The organism is Paenibacillus xylanexedens, assembly GCF_017874615.1.
Taxonomy (GTDB): Bacteria; Bacillota; Bacilli; order Paenibacillales; family Paenibacillaceae; genus Paenibacillus; species Paenibacillus xylanexedens.
In genome coordinates this window covers 1-23,107 of sequence record NZ_JAGIKV010000040.1, presented here as the reverse complement: position 1 = coordinate 23,107, position 23,107 = coordinate 1, and the positions used below count along the sequence as shown (strand labels likewise).

At 47.3% G+C, this 23,107-nt stretch carries 12 protein-coding genes and 1 pseudogene; all 13 read left to right on the top strand.

The genetic code is table 11. The annotated features are described in order from the left end of the window. Positions 1-86: 86 nt before the first annotated feature. Complete coding sequence (locus J2Z28_RS29920) at positions 87-2,174, top strand: methyl-accepting chemotaxis protein (protein ID WP_211085627.1); 2,088 nt, start codon at positions 87-89, stop codon at positions 2,172-2,174. A gap of 188 nt (positions 2,175-2,362) precedes the next feature. Then, positions 2,363-3,655, top strand: a complete 1,293-nt coding sequence (locus tag J2Z28_RS29915) for an arsenic transporter (protein ID WP_211085626.1) — start codon at positions 2,363-2,365, stop codon at positions 3,653-3,655. A 308-nt stretch (positions 3,656-3,963) separates the two neighbouring features. Further along, entirely contained in the window at positions 3,964-5,829 is a 1,866-nt protein-coding gene (locus J2Z28_RS29910) for a BglG family transcription antiterminator (RefSeq protein WP_211085625.1), read from the top strand. Positions 5,830-5,846: 17 nt separating this feature from the next. Further along, positions 5,847-6,725, top strand: a complete 879-nt coding sequence (locus J2Z28_RS29905; protein ID WP_211085624.1) for a ketose-bisphosphate aldolase — start codon at positions 5,847-5,849, stop codon at positions 6,723-6,725. 15 nt (positions 6,726-6,740) lie between these two features. After that, positions 6,741-8,666, top strand: a complete 1,926-nt coding sequence (locus tag J2Z28_RS29900; RefSeq protein WP_211085623.1) for a PTS fructose transporter subunit IIABC — start codon at positions 6,741-6,743, stop codon at positions 8,664-8,666. Between the two features lie 485 nt (positions 8,667-9,151). Continuing rightward, entirely contained in the window at positions 9,152-10,078 is a 927-nt protein-coding gene (locus J2Z28_RS29895; RefSeq protein WP_211085622.1) for a phosphate ABC transporter substrate-binding protein, read from the top strand. A 115-nt stretch (positions 10,079-10,193) separates the two neighbouring features. Further along, complete coding sequence (gene pstC / locus J2Z28_RS29890; protein ID WP_017690972.1) at positions 10,194-11,129, top strand: phosphate ABC transporter permease subunit PstC; 936 nt, start codon at positions 10,194-10,196, stop codon at positions 11,127-11,129. Positions 11,130-11,131: 2 nt separating this feature from the next. Further along, positions 11,132-12,019, top strand: a complete 888-nt coding sequence (pstA, locus tag J2Z28_RS29885) for a phosphate ABC transporter permease PstA (RefSeq protein ID WP_026081329.1) — start codon at positions 11,132-11,134, stop codon at positions 12,017-12,019. Between the two features lie 12 nt (positions 12,020-12,031). Further along, positions 12,032-12,787: a phosphate ABC transporter ATP-binding protein PstB gene (pstB, locus tag J2Z28_RS29880; protein ID WP_017690970.1), complete on the top strand. Its 756-nt coding sequence runs from the start codon at positions 12,032-12,034 to the stop codon at positions 12,785-12,787. Positions 12,788-13,129: 342 nt separating this feature from the next. Continuing rightward, on the top strand, positions 13,130-14,827 hold the full coding sequence (locus J2Z28_RS29875; protein WP_211085621.1) for a collagen-like triple helix repeat-containing protein: 1,698 nt from the start codon (positions 13,130-13,132) through the stop codon (positions 14,825-14,827). A gap of 406 nt (positions 14,828-15,233) precedes the next feature. Then, positions 15,234-15,563: a hypothetical protein gene (locus J2Z28_RS29870; RefSeq protein ID WP_211085620.1), complete on the top strand. Its 330-nt coding sequence runs from the start codon at positions 15,234-15,236 to the stop codon at positions 15,561-15,563. Positions 15,564-15,732: 169 nt separating this feature from the next. After that, a pseudogene (gene tnpA / locus J2Z28_RS29865) lies at positions 15,733-16,167 on the top strand (IS200/IS605 family transposase). 491 nt (positions 16,168-16,658) lie between these two features. Then, positions 16,659-23,107 (top strand): beta strand repeat-containing protein (locus J2Z28_RS29860; RefSeq protein ID WP_211085639.1); only part of this gene is annotated, 6,449 nt, incomplete at its 3' end.

Sequence of the window (23,107 nt, the reverse complement as noted above, 5' to 3'; positions counted from 1 at the left end):
TTAGCCGATATATAAGATAAGCCTTTTAGATTGATCCATACATACAAAGAAAGAGGACATTTTTACATTTTGAGGGGGAGAAAGACATGAGTGAAACTCAGGGTAATAAACTAGTGAAAGCAGCGAAACCTGCCAAATCAAAACATAATCAAAATAAAAAGAAGAAAAAGAAAGGTTTCGTCTGGAATATAAGGAACAAACTATTGGTCTCCTTCCTGGCCGTTCTGCTCCTGCCAAGCTTGGCAATCGGCTTGATCACACTAACGATGGCTGAAGATGGCATACAAGAACAATTAGTGGATAGTGCCATGCAAAGTGTGAGCACTGCCAATACCATTGTAGAAAGCCAAGTGAATTACAAGATTAATGACATTAACTATTTCGCGGATGCGCTTGATCCGAGCCTTATCAAAGGGGAGAACGATAGTCCCGAGCTTCAGGTGAAGCTGGAGCAATACCTGGGCTTGCATCCCGATGCCATGAATATTTTTGTAGGAACCCAAGAGGGAGTTATGGTGCGTGGTAAGGCCAAGACTGGAAATGCTCAAGAGGCCAATTATGATCCGCGGGAACGGGAGTGGTACAAACTTGCGATGGAGAAGCCAGGTACACCCGTCGTGTCAGCTGTATCCGTTAATACGGACGGCGTTGCAGTTGTGTTTATCTCCAAAACATTAAAGGATCAATCCGGTGTCATCGGTTTATCTCTGGACCTGACAGACCTGCAAGAGCAGGCATCCATTAAGGTGGGCAAAGAAGGCTACGTCATTATTATGGATGCAAACAAAAACTATGTCGTTTCTCCTATAGCAGATGCAGGTACACAGGAAACTAGCGGCTTGCTGGATGAGATGTATGAGGGTCAAGAAGGTCAATTTGATTACGTGTACAACAATCAGCCGAAAATGATGATTTTCTCAACAAATGAAGCAACGGGCTGGAAAATTGCCGGCACGATGTTCAAGAGTGAAATAACCAATGCGAGTAAGGATATTCGCATGGCCACATTTATTGTTATTCTGGCGGCTACGTTCCTTACGCTCGTCTTTATTATCTGGTTTACACGCTCCATGCTGCGTCCAATTAAAAGACTGCAGGAATCTGCCAGAGCCGTGAGTAAAGGTGACTTGACCGTGAAAATGGAAACAGGACGTAAAGATGAAGTCGGAGAACTTGCGAAGTATTTTGAACGTATGGTCGATAACCTTCGAATGATGATTCTGGGCGTACAGGAAACGACAGAGCAGGTATCTGCTTCTTCTCAAGAGTTGTCTGCCAGTGCAGAACAAACCACCAAAGCGATTGAACATTCAACACAGGCCATTCAGGAACTGGCTGAAGGTGCAGAGCAGCAGGTAAACAGCGTGAAAGACGGATCGGGACAGATGAGCCGAATGGCAGAAGATGTTCGAATGATGTCGGAGCGTGTACAATCGATTACGGCGAATATGCGGAATACGTCCGGAGCAGCTTCTTCTGGTAATGAGGCAGCAGGACAGGCTGTGGAGCAGATGAACAGTATCCAGGAAACGGTCGAGCAGCTGGGGACGGTGGTTCAATCTCTGAATGCCCGTTCCGCTGAGATTGGTAGCATGGTTGATGTCATTGCATCCATCTCCAAACAAACGAACTTGCTCGCATTAAATGCTTCTATTGAAGCGGCAAGAGCGGGGGATGCGGGGCGTGGGTTTGCAGTTGTAGCTGGTGAGGTACGCAAACTGGCAGAAGAATCCGGAAGTTCGGCAGCGCAGATCGGTGAGGTGGTTCATAATATCCGTCAGGACATGGATGCCGCTCTAATCGCCATGAATGCGGCTCAGACTCGGGTAGGAGAAGGAATTCAGGCCGTGAATACGTCAGGACAATCCTTTGCTCAGATTCGGGAGGCGGTGGAAGATGCTGTTCATACATTGGATGACTTGTCCGCAACAACGAAGCAACTGGAGAGTGGTGCATCCCACGTTGCCAAGGCGATGAGTGATATTTCGAATGTGACCCAGGAATCGGCTGCGAATACAGAATCCGTGTCTGCATCTTCGCAAGAACAACTGGCATCGGTAGAAGAGATTGCATCCTCCTCGGCACATCTGAATAGCATGGCGGAACAATTACAAGGACTGCTTGGCATGTTCAAGATGGTAGAGGATACACCGAAGGATAAGGGTGAAGAATAATTTCCTGCCATTGAACACCATAACTTACCACACATTTTATATTAAAAGAAAATAAAGATAGACAATATTCCTGTTGCCCTGTATAAATATATCGTCTGGTCATTCCGCGTATAGAGCGGTGTAATCTTACAATATAATGATGGAATGAACGATAGAATATATCGAGACAGGGTACAGCGGGAGGCTCTATGGTATACGTAGCAATACTGATTTTTGTTGTGACAATCACCTTGGTGATCTGGCAACCTCGTGGGTTGGGTATCGGTTGGACTGCCTCGGGTGGGGCATTACTTGCCCTGTTATGTGGAGTTGTCAGCTTAAACGATGCCTCGGATGTGGCATCCATTGTATGGAATGCAACGCTGGCCTTTGTCGGCATTATTATGATTTCTCTCATTCTCGACGAGACGGGTTTCTTCGAATGGGCTGCCCTTCATATGGCAAGGCTGGCTGGAGGAGACGGTCGCAGACTGTTTTTCTACTCCATTCTGCTGGGAGCCGCGGTGTCTGCCTTGTTCGCGAATGACGGTGCGGCGCTCATTCTGACGCCAATTGTGCTGGCGATGGTGCGTGCATTGAAGTTCGATGAGCGCATGGTGTTGGCTTTCGTGATGGCGAGTGGATTTATCGCCGATACCACATCGTTACCGCTGGTCGTCAGCAATCTGGTTAACATTGTATCGGCCGATTTCTTTGGTATTACATTTGTGGAGTATGCGGTACGCATGGTCGTGCCCAATCTGTTCTCAATCGTAGCGAGTACGGGGATGTTGTTCTTTTTCTATCGCAAAAGCATACCCCTTCGCTACGACATCTCCGCGGCACGTGACCCGAAGGAAGCGATCCGTGATCCACGGATGTTCCGAATCGCCTGGTTCATGCTTGGGCTGTTACTCGTGGCTTATGCATCTAGTGAGTTTCTGCCGATTCCCGTGTCGGTTATCGTTGGCTCCGTTGCGTTGCTGTTCGCTTTATTGGCACGCAAGAGCGAGGCTGTTGATCTGAAACGGGTAATTAAGGAAGCGCCATGGTCGATTGTGGTGTTCTCCGTGGGCATGTATATCGTTGTATATGGACTGCGTAATGCAGGGTTAACGGATCATCTGAGCCGCTGGCTGGATGCCATAGCAGAGCATGGTCTGCTGGCTGCTTCGCTCGGGATGGGCATCATCGCTGCTGTATTATCATCGGTGATGAACAATCTGCCGACCGTGTTGATTAACCTGCTAGCCATCCAGGGCGCACATACCGAAGGTATCATTCAAGAAGCATTGATCTATGCCAATGTCATTGGTTCTGACCTGGGTCCCAAAATGACCCCAATTGGATCACTTGCCACATTGCTGTGGCTGCACGTGTTATCCCGCAAAGGTGTGAAGATCACATGGGGGTATTATTTCAGGGCAGGCATCGTCCTGACGATCCCGACACTGTTGATCACGTTGGCCGGATTGGCGTTGTGGCTCTGGATTTTAGGTTAGTACAATCGTATTTTACATTTTCAACTAGCACAGACCGTTAAGTGTCTGGAGTAGGTAGTGTTGTAAGGATCGCGCTTATTGTCATGGATATAGGGTACTATACACACAAACCAACCTTTTTAGAAGGTTGGTTTTTTTTTTGTTCTGTTTCCCTTCCCAAACGATTCTTAAATAGAATACTAACTTAGAATTTAAAAAAAGTGGGTATCATAAACGAATACACGATCACTTCCTAACTATTAGGAAAGAGTATAGGCTTGGTGGATATAAAGCGCTTGCATTAGTATGTGTGTAAGGAGGAAAGCCAAATGAGAAAACGTTACATTAAGCTATTAGAGCATTTAAAACAATCTGAGCATGATTTTGTGAGTGGAAGCGAATTAGCTAATCTATTTGATGTAACGACTAGAACGATCCGCAATGACATCAAAGAAATAAATGAAAATTATTTAGATAAAGCAATGATTATTGGCAATACTCGCAAAGGATACAAGTTAGTCGGGGATTTATCCAGCCTGTATAAAAATGAAGATGATGACGAAGAAAGAGCATTTCATATTATCAAAGCACTGTTATCGCAGACTGATTTTATTACGTATGAGGATCTGGCTAGAACGCTTTATTTTTCGACTCAAACGATCCGTAAAGACGTGCAAAAATTAGTGCAAACGATTCAAGCAGAAAAGCAGAACATCGAAATTGAAGCGATTATTTTCCAAGGTATCCGGCTTAAAGGAAGCGAAGTTGAGAAACGGATTTTGCTCAAAAAACTAGTCACTACCGATTGTCTCAAACACATGCCGATAGACGAAGCACTGCAATACTATTTTGGCGATTGGTTCAACGAATCTTCTATTCATTTTATCTACGCTTGTATTGAAGAAGAGGTTGCCAAGTATAATTTATTGCTAAGTTTTCAAGAATTATTCTCGATCTGTGTGAATGTTTTGATCAGTCTTAAACGAGTAAGTCTTGCACAAAAAATAACTGAACAGGATATGAGGTTGGATCATACAAGCTTTGAAGAATTAAAAATAGCCCAATCTATTCTGATCCGTCTGGCTCAAGAAATGGATATCCCTTTTGATGAATATGAGTATCAGTATTTAGGTTACCTGCTGATCGCATTGCAGATCTTACCTAAAAAAAATGAAGAAATCGGGCATGAACACGTGAATGAAATGGAACAAAAAATCAAATCAGTGATCCAAAAAGTTGGAGAGCAATATGGATTCATCAGCTACAAAAACCAAGAGTTACTTGATCGATTATTAGCTCATATTACCAAATCATTATACCCGTTAAAGTATTATTTCCCTGTCGAAAATCCTTTTATTGCTCAAATAAAATCAGAATATACCAATGCTTATAATGTCGCAGTTGTGTTGGCAAAAGAATTGCAATTTTGCTTAAATATCAAAATACCCGAAAATGAAATCGGTTACTTGACGTTACACATTATGGGCATTATTGAGAACTCTCAAGATAACAGAAAACGTATTGCAATTATTTATGGCAAAAATCTATTAGTCGGCAAGCTATTGGAGCGTAAGATTAATCTCTATTTTCCGAATATTAGAATCGATATTCTATTAGCTAATCATGAAATACATCTTCTTCCCGAAGGAATTGAAACGATTATCACAACGAGCGAGATTGCGGAACAACAGCAGTTAAATGTACAAAATATCATTCTGGTAAGTGAAATGATTACAAGTGATGATATGAAGAATATTTCGATTCAGTTAAATCGTGGACTACTCAAATATTATTTATCACCAGATGATGTTTTTTTCCTAAATGAAGACAATCCAATTGATTTGTTAAAAAAACTTACAGAACTAGGGGATATTCAACATTTATATACCAGTATTGTGGAAAGAGAAAAAATGTCGAGTACCAATATTGGGAATTTGGTCGCGATGCCCCATCCATTTGATTGTGGAGATAACAAAAAACTACGTGTACTGGTGGCGATTAATAAGCAGAAAATGCTATGGGGTGATCAGATGGCGCAGATCATTTTTCTGTTTATTCCGCCGAAAAATCAGAAGGTGAATAACACCAAATTTTTTGAAGAAATTTACGATGTGTTTAAACAGACCAATATGACAGACAAACTACTCCATATCACCAATTACGATGAATTTTTGGAAGTCTGGTCTTCCAAATAAATCTAGGAGGAATTTAAATGTTAATTAATATGAAAGAATTACTTAAAGTAGCGTATGAAAATAAATTTGCAGTCGGATCATTTAATGTAGCCAATAGCGAGTTCGTCAAAGTGGTCATTACAGCCGCAGAGGAGCAGAATTCGCCTGCAATTATGCAGATTCACCCGAATGAAATTGATCTAGTCACTGATGAGTTTATAGCTTATGTGCGAGAAGCGGCATCCAAGTCCAAAGTACCGTTTGTTATTCATCTGGATCATGGAGCGACGATCAAAGATATTACACGTTCGATTCGCAATGGGTATACATCAGTCATGATGGATGCATCTCATTTACCTTTTGAGGAGAATATTGCTGCAACCAAGGAAGCGGTTGAACTGGCTCATCTGGTCGATGTATCTGTAGAAGGTGAACTAGGTACGATTGGGAGTAATGAAGGCAGCTCGGAAGGTGGGGCTGACGAGATTTTGTATACGAATCCAGAAGAAGCGGCGATTTTTGTAGAACAAACAGGTATCGATACACTTGCTGTTGCTGTAGGTACTTCACATGGTATTTATCCTCAATCCAAAGATCATTCGATCAAAATCGATCGTTTGAAACAAATTCATGAAAAAGTAAAAATTCCGTTAGTGCTTCATGGTGGATCAGATAATCCAGATGAAGAGATTAGAGAAGCAGTAAAGCATGGGATAGCGAAGATCAATTTATCAACCGATATGAAGCGAGCATTCTACAACCAATTAAGAGCGACACTCGATGCGAATCCGAATGCATATGAACCGGATCAACTGATGCCTGAGGCGACCAAAGCGGCAACAGAACTGGTGAAGAAAAAAATGGATCTGTTCGGTTCTACAGGTAAAGCATGCCTTTATAAACTGGGAGAAATTTAAGAGGAGAGATCCATAATGAAGATTTCTAATGTCTTAAAACCAGAAAATATCATATTAGATGTCACCGCTACGACCAAAGCAGAATTAATAGATGAATTGTCGCAAAAGTTAAACGATAACGGCTATTTAAGCGATATTGAGCAATTTAAAAAAGATATCTGGGCACGTGAAGAACAGGTTCCTACAGAAGTGGGATTCGGAATAGCCATTCCACATGCCAAGTCTACTGGAGTACAGTCCCCTGCCATTATTATGGGCAGATCATTAAGCGGTATTGAATATAGTACCGAATCATGTAATTTATTTTTTATGATTGCAGTCGATCAAAGCTCTTCATCAGAGCATTTGCAAACATTATCCAAAATTTCGACCTTTTTGATGGATGAACTATTTAGAGCGAAACTTATCCTTGCTCGAGATCAAGAAGAGATTGTCCGTTTATTTGAACAGGCAGAAGAGCAAGATGCGCAGGCACTTCAACGTCCTAAAAAGTATACTGGCAAAAAAGTGGTTGGAGTTACAGGCTGTCCTACGGGAATTGCCCATACGTTTATGGCCGCGGAAGCATTGAAAAATGCGGCCAAGGAACTCGGTGTACACATTAAAGTGCAAACCAATGGATCAACAGGTGTTGGAAATCAATTGACTCCTGAAGATATTGCTGAAGCTGATGGTATTATTGTGGCGGCAGATGTCAAAGTCGATATGGATGTTTTTGGCGATCGTCCAGTGATCAAAACCTCTGTCAAAAATGGAGTTCATCATGCACAAGAGTTAATTGAAGATGCGATTGCTGGAAAAGGTGTCGTTTTGAATCAAGGCAACAGTAATCTTAATGAAGCAAAAGAAAAAACACGCTTAAAGCAGCCTAAAATATACAGCCATATTATGAATGGTGTATCCTTTATGATTCCTTTTGTAGTCGCAGGCGGTATATTGATTGCGCTTTCGTTTATGTTTGGTATTCATGCGGCTGACCCAAATAGCCCGGACTATAATGCTTTCGCCGCTTTTTTAAGTACAGCAGGGGGTAGTGCTGCTTTTGCATTGATGGTTCCTGTATTAGCAGGGTATATTGCATATAGTATTGCTGACCGTCCAGGATTGGCACCTGGTATGATTGGTGGGATGCTGGCAACTATCGGAGGTTCCGGATTTTTGGGAGGTATGCTGGCTGGATTTATCGCCGGTTATACGATCATAGCTCTGAAAAAATTAGTCAAAGGCATTCCTGACTCACTGCAAAGCCTGTCACCTGTGCTGATCTTGCCATTAGTAGGTTCATTTATAACCGCCTTGATTATGTATTTTGTCATCAACAGTCCGATGGCTTGGATCAATGAGTCGTTACAAGGTTGGCTAAATGGTTTAACAGGTTCTAATGCTATTTTATTAGGAGCACTTCTGGCAGGAATGATGGCATCTGATATGGGAGGGCCGATTAACAAAACAGCATCTGCATTTGGACTGGCGATGTTCGCCAATCAAATCTTTGAACCTTCTGCTGCTCTGATGGTTGGAGGTATGGTTCCGCCACTGGGTATTGCATTAGCTACAACATTATTCAAGAATAAATTTTCAATCGAAGAACGTAATGCAGGCAAAGCCGCTTATATTATGGGTGCGTCGTTTATTACAGAAGCTGCGATTCCGTTTGCCGCAAATGATCCCTTGCGAGTTATTCCATCCAATATTGTAGGTGCAGCGATTGGTGGAGGAATGTGCATGGCTCTAGGTATTTCGTTACAAGCTCCTCACGGTGGAATCTTTGTTATTCCCATTGCGGCAAGTAATCCATTACTGTATATTGTCTGTATTTTAGTTGGTTCCATCATTACAGCTTGTATGATTGGATTGTTAAAGAAACCTGTATATCAACCAAAAAGTAATTCAAGCGACCCGTCAGATAAAAAGGCCTTAACAACTATGAAATCTGCATAAATTCTCTAACCAGCTGGTGCCATGCACTGGCTGTGAGGCAGTTGTTTGTTCTATATAACGGATTGATCCAATATCTACATTAAGTATTTACACAAGGCCAGCCTTTTATAGGGCTGGCCTTCTTTGGCCTACTCCCAGGCAGGAGATTAAAATGCCTAAGATCCAACGAGCGCTAACACAGCGCAGGGAACGGAACGATTGTGGAAAAGCGAAGCGTTCGCCTTTATCCCCGGATGTATTCCATAGAAAAAGTAAATCATATAAATCCGGGGATAACAGCGATTGAAACAACGTCCGTTCCCGAAGCGGTCACTTCAGCGCAATTGGTCTCAGATGATTTTCAATATACAGCCGATATTTTTAACATTGCGTTTACAAAACACTGATTTTAAGATGACATACCGAAACTACAATAAGTAAAGAGTTGATGGTGAACAAACAAATTCACAAAACGCCATCACCACATTGGGGGAGGAAAACAAAACATGTTTAAAAAGTTGCCGTTTATTTTAATGACCTTAACGTTCGTACTGGTACTCGCAGCATGCGGATCGAAAAATGACGCTGGTACAGAGGGTGCTGCAAGCAATGGATCAGGAGAGGCTGCTACTGAGCTTAGCGGTAACATTCTGGCAGTCGGATCGACAGCATTGCTACCTCTGGTAGAACAAGCTGGACAGAAATTTATGGCAGTTGATGAATATAAGAACGTAACGGTTCAAGTTCAAGGTGGCGGTAGTGGTACTGGTTTGACACAAGTATCTGACGGACAAGCTACAATCGGTAACTCTGATGTATTTGCAGAAGAGAAACTGGAGGACGAAGCCAAAGTAAAAGAACTGGTTGACCATCAAGTAGCCGTAGTAGCTATGGCGCCAGTTAGCAACAAAGATGCAGGTGTAGAAGATTTGACGAAGCAACAACTGATCGACATTTTCTCCGGTAAAGTAACGAACTGGAAAGACGTTGGTGGTGCTGATCAAGCAATCGTTATTGTAAACCGTCCAAGTAGTTCCGGTACTCGTGCAACTTTCGAGAAATATGCATTGGGTGCAAAAATGGATGATATCCAAGGTTCGATTCAAGAAGATTCTTCTGGTAACGTAAAAAAATTGGTATCTGAAACGCCAGGTGCTATTGGTTACCTCGCCTTGTCTTACTTGGATGACAGCTTGCAAGTGTTGAAATACGAAGGTGTAGAAGCAACAGTTGAGAACGTAGAAGCAGGAACTTATCCAGTATGGGCTTACGAGCACATGTACACGAAAGGTGAGCCAGATGCAGCTACAAAAGCTTTCCTCGACTACATCCTGAGTGATGAAATTCAACAAAACGACGTGACAGAACTTGGATACATTCCAATGTCAGGTATGAAAGTAAAACGCGATGCAGCAGGTAATGTGGTTCAGTAATCTTTGAACTTGCGCATACAGCGAAAGAGGCGGACTTAGGTCCCGCCTCTTTACGCGGTTTGCTCTGAAATAATCCCATATTTTGCATTAATTCTACTATAGAAGGATGGTTGTTATGGAACAGACCGAAGGGGGAACGGTAATGAATAACAAGTTGAAACCGCGCCGGCCCTTAAAAGAGAAACATTATTGGGAAGAGTGGACGGGACGGATCTATACGTCGATTTGTGTCGTTTTCCTGATCGTTGTCATGTTTTCCATTGTTTATTTTGTAGCGTCCAAGGGACTATCGACATTTTTCCAAAATGGGATAAGCATAAGCGAATTCCTTGGTGGGAAAACGTGGAATCCGACCGGAGAGCCTGCGTTCTACGGGGCATTACCGTTCATTACAGGCTCTTTCATTACAACCTTGCTTGCAGCACTGATCGCAAGTCCGCTTGGCTTGTGTGCAGCGCTCTTCATGACAGAGATTGTCCCGGGTAAAGGGAAAAAGATATTGCAGCCTGCGATTGAGCTCTTGTCCGGAATTCCATCCGTTGTGTACGGATTTATCGGTCTGAGTGTCATTGTACCCTTGCTTCGCAGTATCTTTGGTGGAACAGGCGTCGGGATTGCAGCCGGATGTCTTGTTCTCGCGGTAATGATTCTTCCTACGGTGACAAGTATTATGGCAGATGCATTATCCGCGTTGCCAAAAGGATTGCGTGAATCCTCCTACGCACTGGGTGCCACTCGCTGGCAAACCATCTACCGTGTCATTATTCCAACAACTTTGCCAGCTTTGTTGACAGGTGTCGTTTTGGGTATGGCCCGTGCTTTTGGTGAGGCTCTTGCTGTACAGATGGTTATCGGTAATGCGCCGCATGTTCCAACATCCTTGCTTGAATCAGCTTCAACATTAACAAGTGTAATTACACTCAGCATGGGTAACACCACGATGGGTTCTGTTCATAACAATGCACTGTGGAGTATGGCGCTTGTCCTGTTGGTGATGACCTTTGTCTTCGTCATTCTGGTTCGCCTGCTTGAAAGGAGAAACCGGGTATGAAAATGAAGGCAAAGACGGTAGATAAAATTGCAACATCCGTTATCGTTGTATTGGCTCTATTCATTGTTATTCTATTGCTCGGTCTGCTTGGATTCATCATGTATAGAGGCATTGGACATATTAGCTGGAACTTCCTGACAAGCGCACCACAGTTGCTTAAGGGTGGAGGCGGGATTGGTCCACAGCTCTTCAACTCCGTATTCTTGCTTGTCCTGACCTTGATTGTTACCATTCCACTCGGATGGGGCGGCGGGATTTACATGGCGGAATACGCCAAACCAGGCAAGATTACCAGCTTTATTCGTCTGGTCGTTGAAGTATTGTCATCGTTCCCATCCATCGTTATCGGTTTGTTTGGTCTCTTGCTGCTAGTAAATCAATTTGGTCTTGGTTTCTCCCTAATCTCGGGTGCCTTGGCTCTGGCAATCTTTAACTTGCCACTGATGGTACGGACAACGGAGCAAGCCTTCCGGGCCGTTCCGAAGGAGCAGAAGGAAGCAGGTCTGGCGCTTGGGCTGTCCAAGTGGAAAATCATTACTTCCATTCTGTTGCCGGTGGCATTGCCGAGTTTGATTACGGGTACGATCCTGGCATCGGGCCGGATCTTCGGTGAAGCAGCCGCGCTGATGTTCACCGCAGGTATGAGTAGTCCACCATTGGACTTTACAGATTGGAATCCGACGAGTCCAAGATCACCGCTTAATCCTTTCCGTCCGGCAGAGACACTTGCTGTCCATATCTGGAAAGTGAATAGTGAAGGCATTGGGCCAGATTCCAAAGAAGTGGCAGCAGGGGCGTCCGCCGTGCTTGTCATTCTCGTGCTGGCGTTCAATCTAAGTGCACGCTGGATCGGTAGGGTTGTATTCCGCCGCATGACAGCTTCGAAATAAGGAGGAACCAACATGGCCATACCTTTTGGTACGGAACAGTTAAGCATATATTATGGACATTTCCAGGCGGTCAAGCAGATTAGCCTGACATTTCCTGAAGCAAGCGTAACGGCTCTTATTGGGCCATCTGGTTGCGGTAAATCCACGTTCCTCCGGTCGCTGAACCGGATGAACGACGAGATTGCCGGTTCCCGTACAGAGGGACATATCTGGATGGACGGTAACGATCTGAATGAGCCTGGAACCGATGTAATCAAGCTTCGCCAGAAGATTGGCATGGTGTGGCAGAAGCCAAATCCTTTTCATAAGTCCATCTACAACAATATCGCGTTTGGCCCCCGCTACCGTGGTACGAAGAGTAAGAAGGCACTGGATGAAATTGTGGAAAAAAGCTTGCGTCGTGCTGCGCTCTGGGACGAAGTGAAAGACAGACTGCATGAGTCAGCTCTGTCTCTCTCTGGCGGACAACAGCAGCGTCTATGTATCGCCCGCGCCTTGTCTGTTGATCCGCAGATTCTGCTGCTTGATGAGCCGGCATCTGCACTTGACCCGGTATCTTCGGGTAAGGTTGAAGAATTGATTACTGAGCTCAAGAGGGATCTGCGGATCGTCATTGTTACCCATAATATGCAGCAGGCGGCACGCATCTCGGATTATACGGCTTATTTCTATCTGGGGAACATGATTGAACACGGGGATACGGAGCATATTTTCACGAACCCGGACAATCGTCTGACGCAAGAATACATTATGGGTCGTTTCGGTTAATTGTTACATTAGATGGAGTATGAGATAGAGATAGATTTATAGAATCAGAAGGAAGCATAACACTCGAGTGAGGTAGCTCGGGGGGTTATGCTTTTTTAATGAATATTTATGGGAGAGCAGTGCTGCTGATTTATTTGTCTCCGGCGACAGGCATTTATGCCAATGTGGTTTCCTTTGCCGCCTTCCAAACAATCATTTTATGAGGAACATGAGTCTTGAGCCCGGTCATGATGATGGCCTAAAAAGGGCGATTTATACATCACGATGAACTCGTAGTATGCATATCCATATAAGATGATCTCGATCAGGTGAATGTATACTGACAAAGGAGGCATCTAAAGAATGGCTGTTCTATCAACAGGTCCTATAGAGAATAATATCGTTGCGGGAAGTGGTGTGCGTCCCACCCAGAGAGTTACGGTAAAGCTGGATAATCGGAATGAAAGTAGTATCTACACGGTTTTGGTTCAAGGCTATCATTTAGATGGTGTTCGTACATTGTATATTCAAGATTTGTTCAGTGTTATGCCGAACAAAGTGATAACCAAAGATTATTATGCTAACTTTAATGGGTTTGAAATGGTCTTTACAACGAGTGATGTTGCCGTGGCAGAAGTACAAATTTCGGTATGGGGAAAAAATCAGAATGGAGAATTGGTAGCTGCGCATCGTCTGGTATCTCAGGAGTTGTTAGGTGAGGTGACCGGAATCACCGGTGATACGAGTACAGCCGGCGTAACAGGGGCAACTGGAGTTACTGGCGATACGGGTGCGACAGGTGTGACGGGAGCCACCGGAATTACTGGAGATACAGGTGCACCGGGAGCAATTGGAACTACTGGCGATACGGGTGCAACAGGCGTGACAGGAGCAACTGGAATTACTGGAGATACAGGTGCACCGGGAGCAATTGGAACTACTGGCGATACGGGTGCAACAGGCGTGACAGGAGCAACTGGAATCACTGGAGATACAGGTGTGACAGGGGTAACGGGAGCGACCGGAGTTACTGGCGATACAGGTGCGACGGGTGTAACGGGAGCGACCGGAATCACCGGTGATACGGGTGCAACAGGAGTAACAGGAACGATTGGAATCACTGGAGATACAGGCGTGACTGGAACAACCGGAATCACAGGAGATACGGGTGCAACAGGCGTAACGGGAACGACTGGAGTTACTGGAGATGCGGGTGCAACAGGCGTGACAGGAGCAACTGGAATCACTGGAGATACAGGTGTGACAGGGGTAACGGGAGCGACCGGAGCAACGGGCACGACTGGGATTACTGGAGATACAGGTGCGCCGGGAGCAACTGGAACTACTGGCGATACAGGAGCCACCGGAGTAACGGGAACGACAGGATCTACTGGTGGACCAGGATCTACTGGGTTAACTGGCGCAACCGGCGCAACCGGAATGGGAACAACCGGATCCACGGGAGCAACTGGAGTAACCGGTGTCACAGGTGCGACGGGAACAGGGGCTACTGGCGCCACAGGTGCAACCGGTGTGACAGGATCTACTGGTGGAACAGGGGCTACTGGGGTAACCGGAACGACAGGATCTACTGGTGGAACAGGACCTACTGGGGTAACCGGCGCAACAGGTGCAACTCCTACGTTTGTAGACTCATTCTTTAATGGTAATATTCAACCGCAGACAATTGCTTCTGGATCAAATATTCTAAATATTACTCCAAACCAATTTACATCACTAACTTATAATGCAACAACAAGTGTTTTCACAATACAAAATGCAGGTTTGTACAACATTAGTGTTGTACTAAATATTGCAGCTGCCACATTACCAGGAGCAACAATAGGGCTATCGCTAAATAATTCTACAGCATATCTGGCTCCTGCTGTAACCACGGCAACAAGTGGTCAATTGGTTTTAGTTCAAGTTGAGTCCTTAGCTGTTGGAGATACACTTCAATTTAGGAATATATCTGGGTTTCCTATTACCATTGCTAATTCATCAGTAATAGCTAACAGCGCAGGTCATGTAGCTATTTCAAGGTTCTCATCCTTCTTTTAATCATTTATACAATTATAGGATGGCAATAAGGCGTGTATTAGGCTGACTAAACCGCTCTCCTGCACGTTAGCTCTCCAACACAGTCGATGATAAAAAATGAAAAAAAGTAATCGCGCAAAATATATTGAATGGCAAGTATTTTGTTGCGTTCTACTCATTGAACCAGGTGCATTTCCGATTATAGATAAAAAAATGACATAATATTATATCCTTTTTCTCTGATTTATCCTTATTTAACAATGTTATTCGTCATTTTACGATATACAATCTCTTTATTAACACAATCCATCATTTACAAAAATCACAAATTTTCATGGTGTATACAACAAGCTTTTCAACTAATTCAATCGTTGTTTCGGCACGTTTAAGATAGGAAACGCACATATGAGGGAAGTTTTGTGTTTTTATGTTTTCTGGGCAGGGATCGCAGTATCTGCGGATGGGGAAGGAGCTGTTTGAGCAGGATGCGTTGTTCAGGGAAACGATGCTTGCTCTCGATCAAACGATTTTGGAATGCGGGGGCGAGTCAATCATCCGGCATATCTACGGAGGATCGTCGACAGGTGAGGATGGCTTGGGCTGTGTTATGAAGCAAGCATTACGCTTCGAGCAAAATTGTCCTTCTGGCGCTATGCTAGCGATATTGGGGAATCATCACTGTATCCGGAGCTTCCGGAAATTGAATACTGTACTCTGGTGTCCGTCAGTTATGACGGGCATTTTGTTATGGCTTTAGCCAGTTGAGTGCGTGAAACGCGCGAAATAAAAAACTACCCGCTATGCGGGTGGAGGGATCGAGGGTTTGACCACCAAGACCATTCCGATAAAATTGAGATGTTCAGGCTGGGTGAAAGGAATGGTCTTAGATGGCAAACAAGAGCTGCAGCCTAGCTCACACAAAGTAGATGTGCAAATACCACATTGTATTCACCCCGAAGTAAAGACGGAAAGAAATCTATAATCAAGTGAGAAAAGATTTAATCGAAATTTTCAGACATCTATGTAAGTACAAGGGAGTAGAAATTATAGAAGGTCACATGATGCCCGATCATGTTCACATGTTGGTAGGGATTCCACCGAAAATGGCTGTCTCCACGTTCATCGGATATCTAAAGGGAAAAATTTCGTTAATGATATTCGAGAAGCATGCCCAGCTCAAGTATAAATACGGAAATCGAAAGTTTGGGGCAGAAGGGTACTATGTGAGTAGAGTGGGTCTAAATGAAGCAACGGTAAGAAAGTATATTCGTGAACAAGAAGCAAATGATCAAGCGCTAGATAAGCTGAGTGTAAAAGAATACGAAGATCCATTTAGCGGTAACAAGAGCAAAAAGAAGTAAAACTAGTTTAACTGGTAAGTGAAAGTGACAAATAACACTGAGTCTGAACAGATTTGCTGTCAGGTTAGCGTCTTTAGGCGCAGTTTGGCAACAGGGGGTTATACCCTAGGAGCAAACCACCCGTTGGACGGGTGGTCATGATTCTCATGTTTCTTCCCAGAAGGGGCATTGGAGAGCAGGACAAAGGAAATGGAGGCAGATTGTTTATCAAAATAATATCCTGGTCGATCTGATGGGACGCATGAGTAGTGTGCTTGTACTGATGTTGAGTGTGTTACAGGTGGCCTCCATATTAATTGCAGGAGTTGTTGCTGAACATGTGTCGCTTCGTATGGTGTATACAGTTGTATCCAGAGCGTGAGTCATCCAAACAATCTTTGAATATATAAAAGGGTGCACTAGGACCTGCAAGATTATTAATAGTGCTGCATGAAAATATAAGATGATCTCGATTCGGTAAATGTATGCTGGGCAAAGGAGGCATCTAAAGTATGGCTGTTTTATCAACAGGTCCTATAGAGAATAATATCGTTGCGGGAAGTGGTATGCGTCCTACCCAGAGAGTTACGGTGAGGCTGGATAATCGGAATGAAACCAGTATATATACCGTTTTGGTTCAAGGATATCAATTGGTGGGTGTTCGTACATTATATATTGAAGACTTGTTTAATGTTCTACCCAACCAAGTGATAACGAAAGATTATTATGCTGATCTTGATGGGTTTGAATTTGTCTTTACAACGGGTGATGCTGCCGTTTCAGAGGTACAGATTTCGGTATGGGGAAAAAACCAGAATGGAAAATTGGTAGCTGCCCATCGCTTAGTATCTGATGAACTGTTAGGAGCAGAAACTGGGATTACAGGTGTGACTGGCGTAACAGGAACGACTGGAGTCACTGGAGATACAGGTGTAACGGGAGCAACTGGAGAAACAGGAGCTACGGGTGTAACCGGAACGACAGGCATCACAGGAGATACAGGTTCGACAGGTTTGACGGGAGCTACCGGAATCACTGGAGATACAGGTGTAACGGGAGCTACGGGTGTAACCGGAACGACAGGCATCACAGGAGATACGGGTACGACAGGTGTGACGGGAGCGACTGGAATCACTGGAGATACAGGCGTGACTGGAACAACCGGAATCACAGGAGATACGGGTGCAACAGGCGTAACGGGAACGACCGGAGTTACTGGTGACACGGGTGCGACAGGCGTAACGGGAGCGACTGGAATCACTGGAGATACGGGAGCGACAGGGGTAACAGGCACGACTGGAATCACTGGAGATACAGGAGCGACAGGTGTAACAGGAACAATTGGAGTTACTGGAGATACAGGAGCAACAGGTGTAACGGGAGCGACTGGAATCACTGGCGATACAGGAGCAACAGGAGTAACGGGCACGACCGGAGTTACTGGTGACACGGGTGCGACAGGCGTAACCGGAACGACTGGAGTTACTGGAGATACGGGTGCAACAGGTGTAACCGGAACGACTGGAGTTACTGGAGATACAGGTGCAACAGGAGTAACGGGAACGACCGGGGTCACTGGAGATACAGGTGCAACAGGAGTAACGGGAACAACCGGGACTACTGGCGATACGGGTTCGACTGGAATCACTGGAGATACAGGTGTAACGGGAGCAACTGGAAAAACAGGAGCTACGGGTGTAACCGGAACGACAGGAATCACTGGAGATACGGGTACGACAGGTGTAACGGGAGCGACCGGAGTTACTGGCGATACGGGTACGACAGGTGTAACGGGAGCGACCGGAGTTACTGGCGATACAGGTGCAACAGGCGTAACTGGAGCCACCGGAGTTACTGGAGATACAGGCGCGACAGGTGTAACCGGAACGACAGGCATCACAGGAGATACGGGTTCGACGGGTGTAACGGGAACAACTGGAGTCACTGGAGATACAGGAGCAACAGGTGTAACAGGAACGACTGGAATTACTGGAGATACAGGAGCAACAGGTGTAACCGGAACGACTGGAGTTACTGGAGATACGGGTGCAACAGGCGTAACCGGAACGACTGGAATTACTGGAGATACAGGAGCGACAGGTGTAACAGGAACGACTGGAGTTACTGGGGATACAGGTGCGACGGGTGTAACGGGAGTGACCGGAGCCACTGGAGATACGGGTTCGACAGGTGCAACAGGAGTAACGGGCACGACCGGAGTTACTGGTGACACGGGTGCGACAGGAGCAACGGGAACGACCGGGGTCACAGGTGCGACAGGGGTAAGAGGCACGACTGGTGATACAGGAGCAACGGGCGTAACAGGAACGACTGGAGTTACTGGAGATACAGGTGCGACCGGAGTAACAGGAACGACTGGAGTCACTGGCGATACAGGTGCCACCGGAGTAACGGGAACGACTGGAGTTACTGGAGATACAGGTGCGACCGGAGTAACGGGAACGACTGGAGTTACTGGCGATACGGGTACGACAGGAGTCACTGGTGATACGGGTGCAACAGGCATAACGGGATCGACCGGGGTTACTGGAGATACAGGCGCGACCGGAGTAACAGGAACGACTGGGGTTACTGGAGATACAGGAGCGACAGGAGTAACGGGAGCCACCGGAGTTACTGGCGATACGGGTACGACAGGTGTAACGGGAGCGACCGGAGCAACTGGCGATACGGGTACGACAGGAGTAACGGGAGCGACCGGAGTTACTGGCGATACGGGTACGACAGGAGTAACGGGAGCGACCGGAGTTACTGGCGATACGGGTACGACAGGTGTAACGGGAGCGACCGGAGCAACTGGCGATACGGGTACGACAGGAGTAACGGGATCGACCGGGGTTACTGGAGATACGGGTGCGACCGGAGTAACAGGAACGACTGGAGTCACTGGAGATACAGGAGCGACAGGAGTAACGGGAGCCACCGGAGTTACTGGTGACACGGGTGATACAGGAGCAACGGGCGTGACGGGAGCGACCGGAGTTACTGGTGATGCGGGTGCGACAGGTGTCACGGGAGCGACTGGGATTACTGGAGATACAGGTGAACCCGGAGCAACTGGAACTACTGGAGATACAGGTGCAACAGGAGTAACGGGAACGACCGGGGTCACTGGCGATACAGGTGCGACAGGGGTAACAGGCACGACTGGTGATACAGGAGCAACGGGCGTGACGGGAGCGACTGGAGTCACTGGCGATACAGGTGCCACTGGAGTAACGGGAACGACTGGAGATACAGGTGCGACAGGAGTAACAGGAACAATTGGAGTTACTGGAGATACAGGAGCAACAGGTGTAACGGGAGCGACTGGAATCACTGGCGATACAGGAGCAACAGGTGTAACCGGAACGACTGGAATTACTGGAATTACTGGGGATACAGGTGCAACAGGAGTAACGGGCACGACCGGAGTTACTGGAGATACAGGAGCAACAGGCGTAACGGGAGCAACCGGAATCACTGGGGATACAGGTGCAACAGGCGTAACCGGAGCAACCGGAATTACTGGAGATACGGGAGCGACAGGGGTAACGGGAGCGACTGGAATCACTGGAGATACAGGTGCGACGGGTGTAACGGGAGTGACCGGAGCCACTGGAGATACGGGTTCGACAGGTGCCACCGGAGTAACGGGCACGACCGGAGTTACTGGAGATCCGGGAACGACAGGAGTAACAGGAGCCACTGGAGTTACTGGAGATACGGGTGCAACAGGCATAACGGGCACGACCGGGGTTACTGGAGATACGGGTGCGACAGGAGTAACAGGAACGACTGGAGTCACTGGAGGTACAGGTGCGACAGGTGCAACGGGATCGACTGGAGTCATTGGAAATACAGGAGCGACCGGCGTAACGGGCACGACCGGAATTACTGGGGACACAGGTTCGACCGGAGTAACGGGAACGACTGGAGTTACTGGCGATACGGGTGCGACTGGCGTAACAGGAACGACTGGGGTTACTGGAGATACAGGAGCAACAGGCGTAACGGGAACGACTGGAGTTACTGGCGATACGGGTGCGACTGGCGTAACAGGAACGACTGGGGTTACTGGAGATACAGGAGCAACAGGCGTAACGGGAACGACTGGAGTTACTGGCGATACGGGTACGACAGGCGTAACTGGAGCAACCGGAATCATTGGAGATACAGGCGCGACCGGAGTAACAGGAACGACTGGGGTTACTGGAGATACAGGCGCGACCGGAGTAACAGGAACGACTGGGGTTACTGGAGATACAGGAGCGACAGGCGTAACGGGAGCCACCGGAGTTACTGGGGATACAGGAGATGCGGGTACGACAGGTGTAACGGGAGCGACCGGAGTTACTGGCGATACGGGTACGACAGGAGTCACTGGTGATACGGGTGCAACAGGCATAACGGGATCGACCGGGGTTACTGGAGATACGGGTGCAACAGGTGCAACGGGAGCGACAGGAGTCACTGGGGATACAGGCGCGACAGGAGTCACTGGTGATACGGGTGCGACAGGTGCAACGGGATCGACTGGAGTCACTGGAGATACAGGAGCGACAGGAGTAACGGGAGCCACCGGAGTTACTGGTGACACGGGCGCGACAGGAGCAACGGGCACGACTGGGATTACTGGAGATACAGGTGCACCGGGAGCAACTGGAGAAACAGGAGCTACGGGTGTAACCGGAACGACAGGAATCACTGGAGATACGGGTGCGACAGGGGTAACAGGCACGACTGGTGATACAGGAGCAACGGGCGTGACGGGAGCCACTGGAACTACTGGCGATACAGGTGCAACAGGAGTAACGGGAACGACCGGGGTCACTGGAGATACAGGTGCGACTGGAGTTACTGGAGATACAGGTGCGACAGGAGTAACAGGATCGACTGGAGTTACTGGTGATACAGGTGCGACAGGAGTAACAGGATCGACTGGAGTTACTGGAGATACAGGTGTCACAGGAGCCACTGGAGTTACTGGTGATACAGGTGCAACAGGAGTAACGGGAACGACCGGGGTCACTGGAGATACAGGTGCAACAGGAGTAACGGGCACGACCGGAGTTACTGGTGACACGGGTGCGACAGGCGTAACGGGAGCAACCGGAGTTACTGGCGATACAGGTGCGACGGGCGTAACGGGAGCGACTGGAATCACTGGTGACACAGGTGCAACAGGAGTAACGGGAGCGACTGGAATTACTGGCGATACAGGAGCAACAGGTGTAACAGGAACGACTGGAGTCACTGGAGATACGGGTGCAACAGGAGTAACGGGAGCGACTGGAGTTACTGGAGATACGGGTGCAACAGGCGTAACCGGAACGACTGGAATTACTGGAGATACGGGAGCGACAGGGGTAACAGGCACGACTGGTGATACAGGAGCAACGGGCGTGACGGGAGCGACTGGAGTTACTGGAGATACAGGTGCACCGGGAGCAACTGGAACTACTGGCGATACAGGTGCAACAGGCGTAATGGGAACGACCGGGGTCACTGGAGATACAGGAGCGACCGGCGTAACGGGCACGACCGGAATTACTGGGGACACAGGTTCGACCGGAGTAACGGGAACGACTGGAGTTACTGGCGATACGGGTGCGACTGGCGTAACAGGAACGACTGGAGTTACTGGAGATACGGGTACGACAGGCGTAACTGGAGCAACCGGAATCATTGGAGATACAGGCGCGACCGGAGTAACAGGAATGAATGGAGTTACTGGAGATACAGGAGCGACAGGAGTAACGGGAGCCACCGGAGTTACTGGCGATACAGGTGCAACAGGCGTAACTGGAGCCACCGGAGTTACTGGAGATACAGGCGCGACAGGTGTAACCGGAACGACAGGCATCACAGGAGATACGGGTTCGACGGGTGTAACGGGAACAACTGGAGTCACTGGAGATACAGGAGCAACAGGAGCAACAGGTGTAACAGGAACGACTGGAATTACTGGAGATACAGGAGCGACAGGGGTAACGGGAGCTACCGGAATTACTGGTGATACGGGTATGACAGGCGTAACGGGAGCCACCGGAGTTACTGGCGATACAGGAGCAACAGGTGTAACCGGAACGACTGGAGTTACTGGAGATACGGGTGCAACAGGCGTAACCGGAACGACTGGAATTACTGGAGATACAGGAGCGACAGGTGTAACAGGAACGACTGGAGTTACTGGGGATACAGGTGCGACGGGTGTAACAGGAACAATTGGAGTTACTGGAGATACAGGAGCAACAGGTGTAACGGGAGCGACTGGAATCACTGGCGATACAGGAGCAACAGGTGTAACCGGAACGACTGGAGTTACTGGAGATACAGGTGTCACAGGAGCCACTGGAGTTACTGGTGATACAGGCGCAACAGGAGCAACGGGCACGACTGGGATTACTGGAGATACAGGTGCACCGGGAGCAACTGGAACTACTGGCGATACAGGTGCAACAGGAGTAACGGGAACGACCGGGGTCACTGGAGATACAGGAGCGACCGGCGTAACGGGCACGACCGGAATTACTGGGGACACAGGTTCGACCGGAGTAACGGGAACGACTGGAGTTACTGGCGATACAGGTGCAACAGGCGTAACGGGAACGACCGGGGTCACTGGCGATACAGGTGCGACAGGGGTAACAGGCACGACTGGTGATACAGGAGCAACGGGCGTGACGGGAGCGACTGGAGTTACTGGAGATACAGGTGTCACAGGAGCCACTGGAGTTACTGGTGATACAGGCGCAACAGGAGTAACGGGGGCGACCGGAGTTATTGGTGATACAGGATCTACAGGCATAACGGGAGCGACCGGAATTACTGGCGCGACAGGTGTAACAGGAACGACTGGATCTACTGGAGCTACTGGTGGAACAGGATCTACTGGGTTAACCGGAGCGACAGGTGCAACCGGAACGGGAACAACGGGTTCAACTGGAGTAACCGGTGT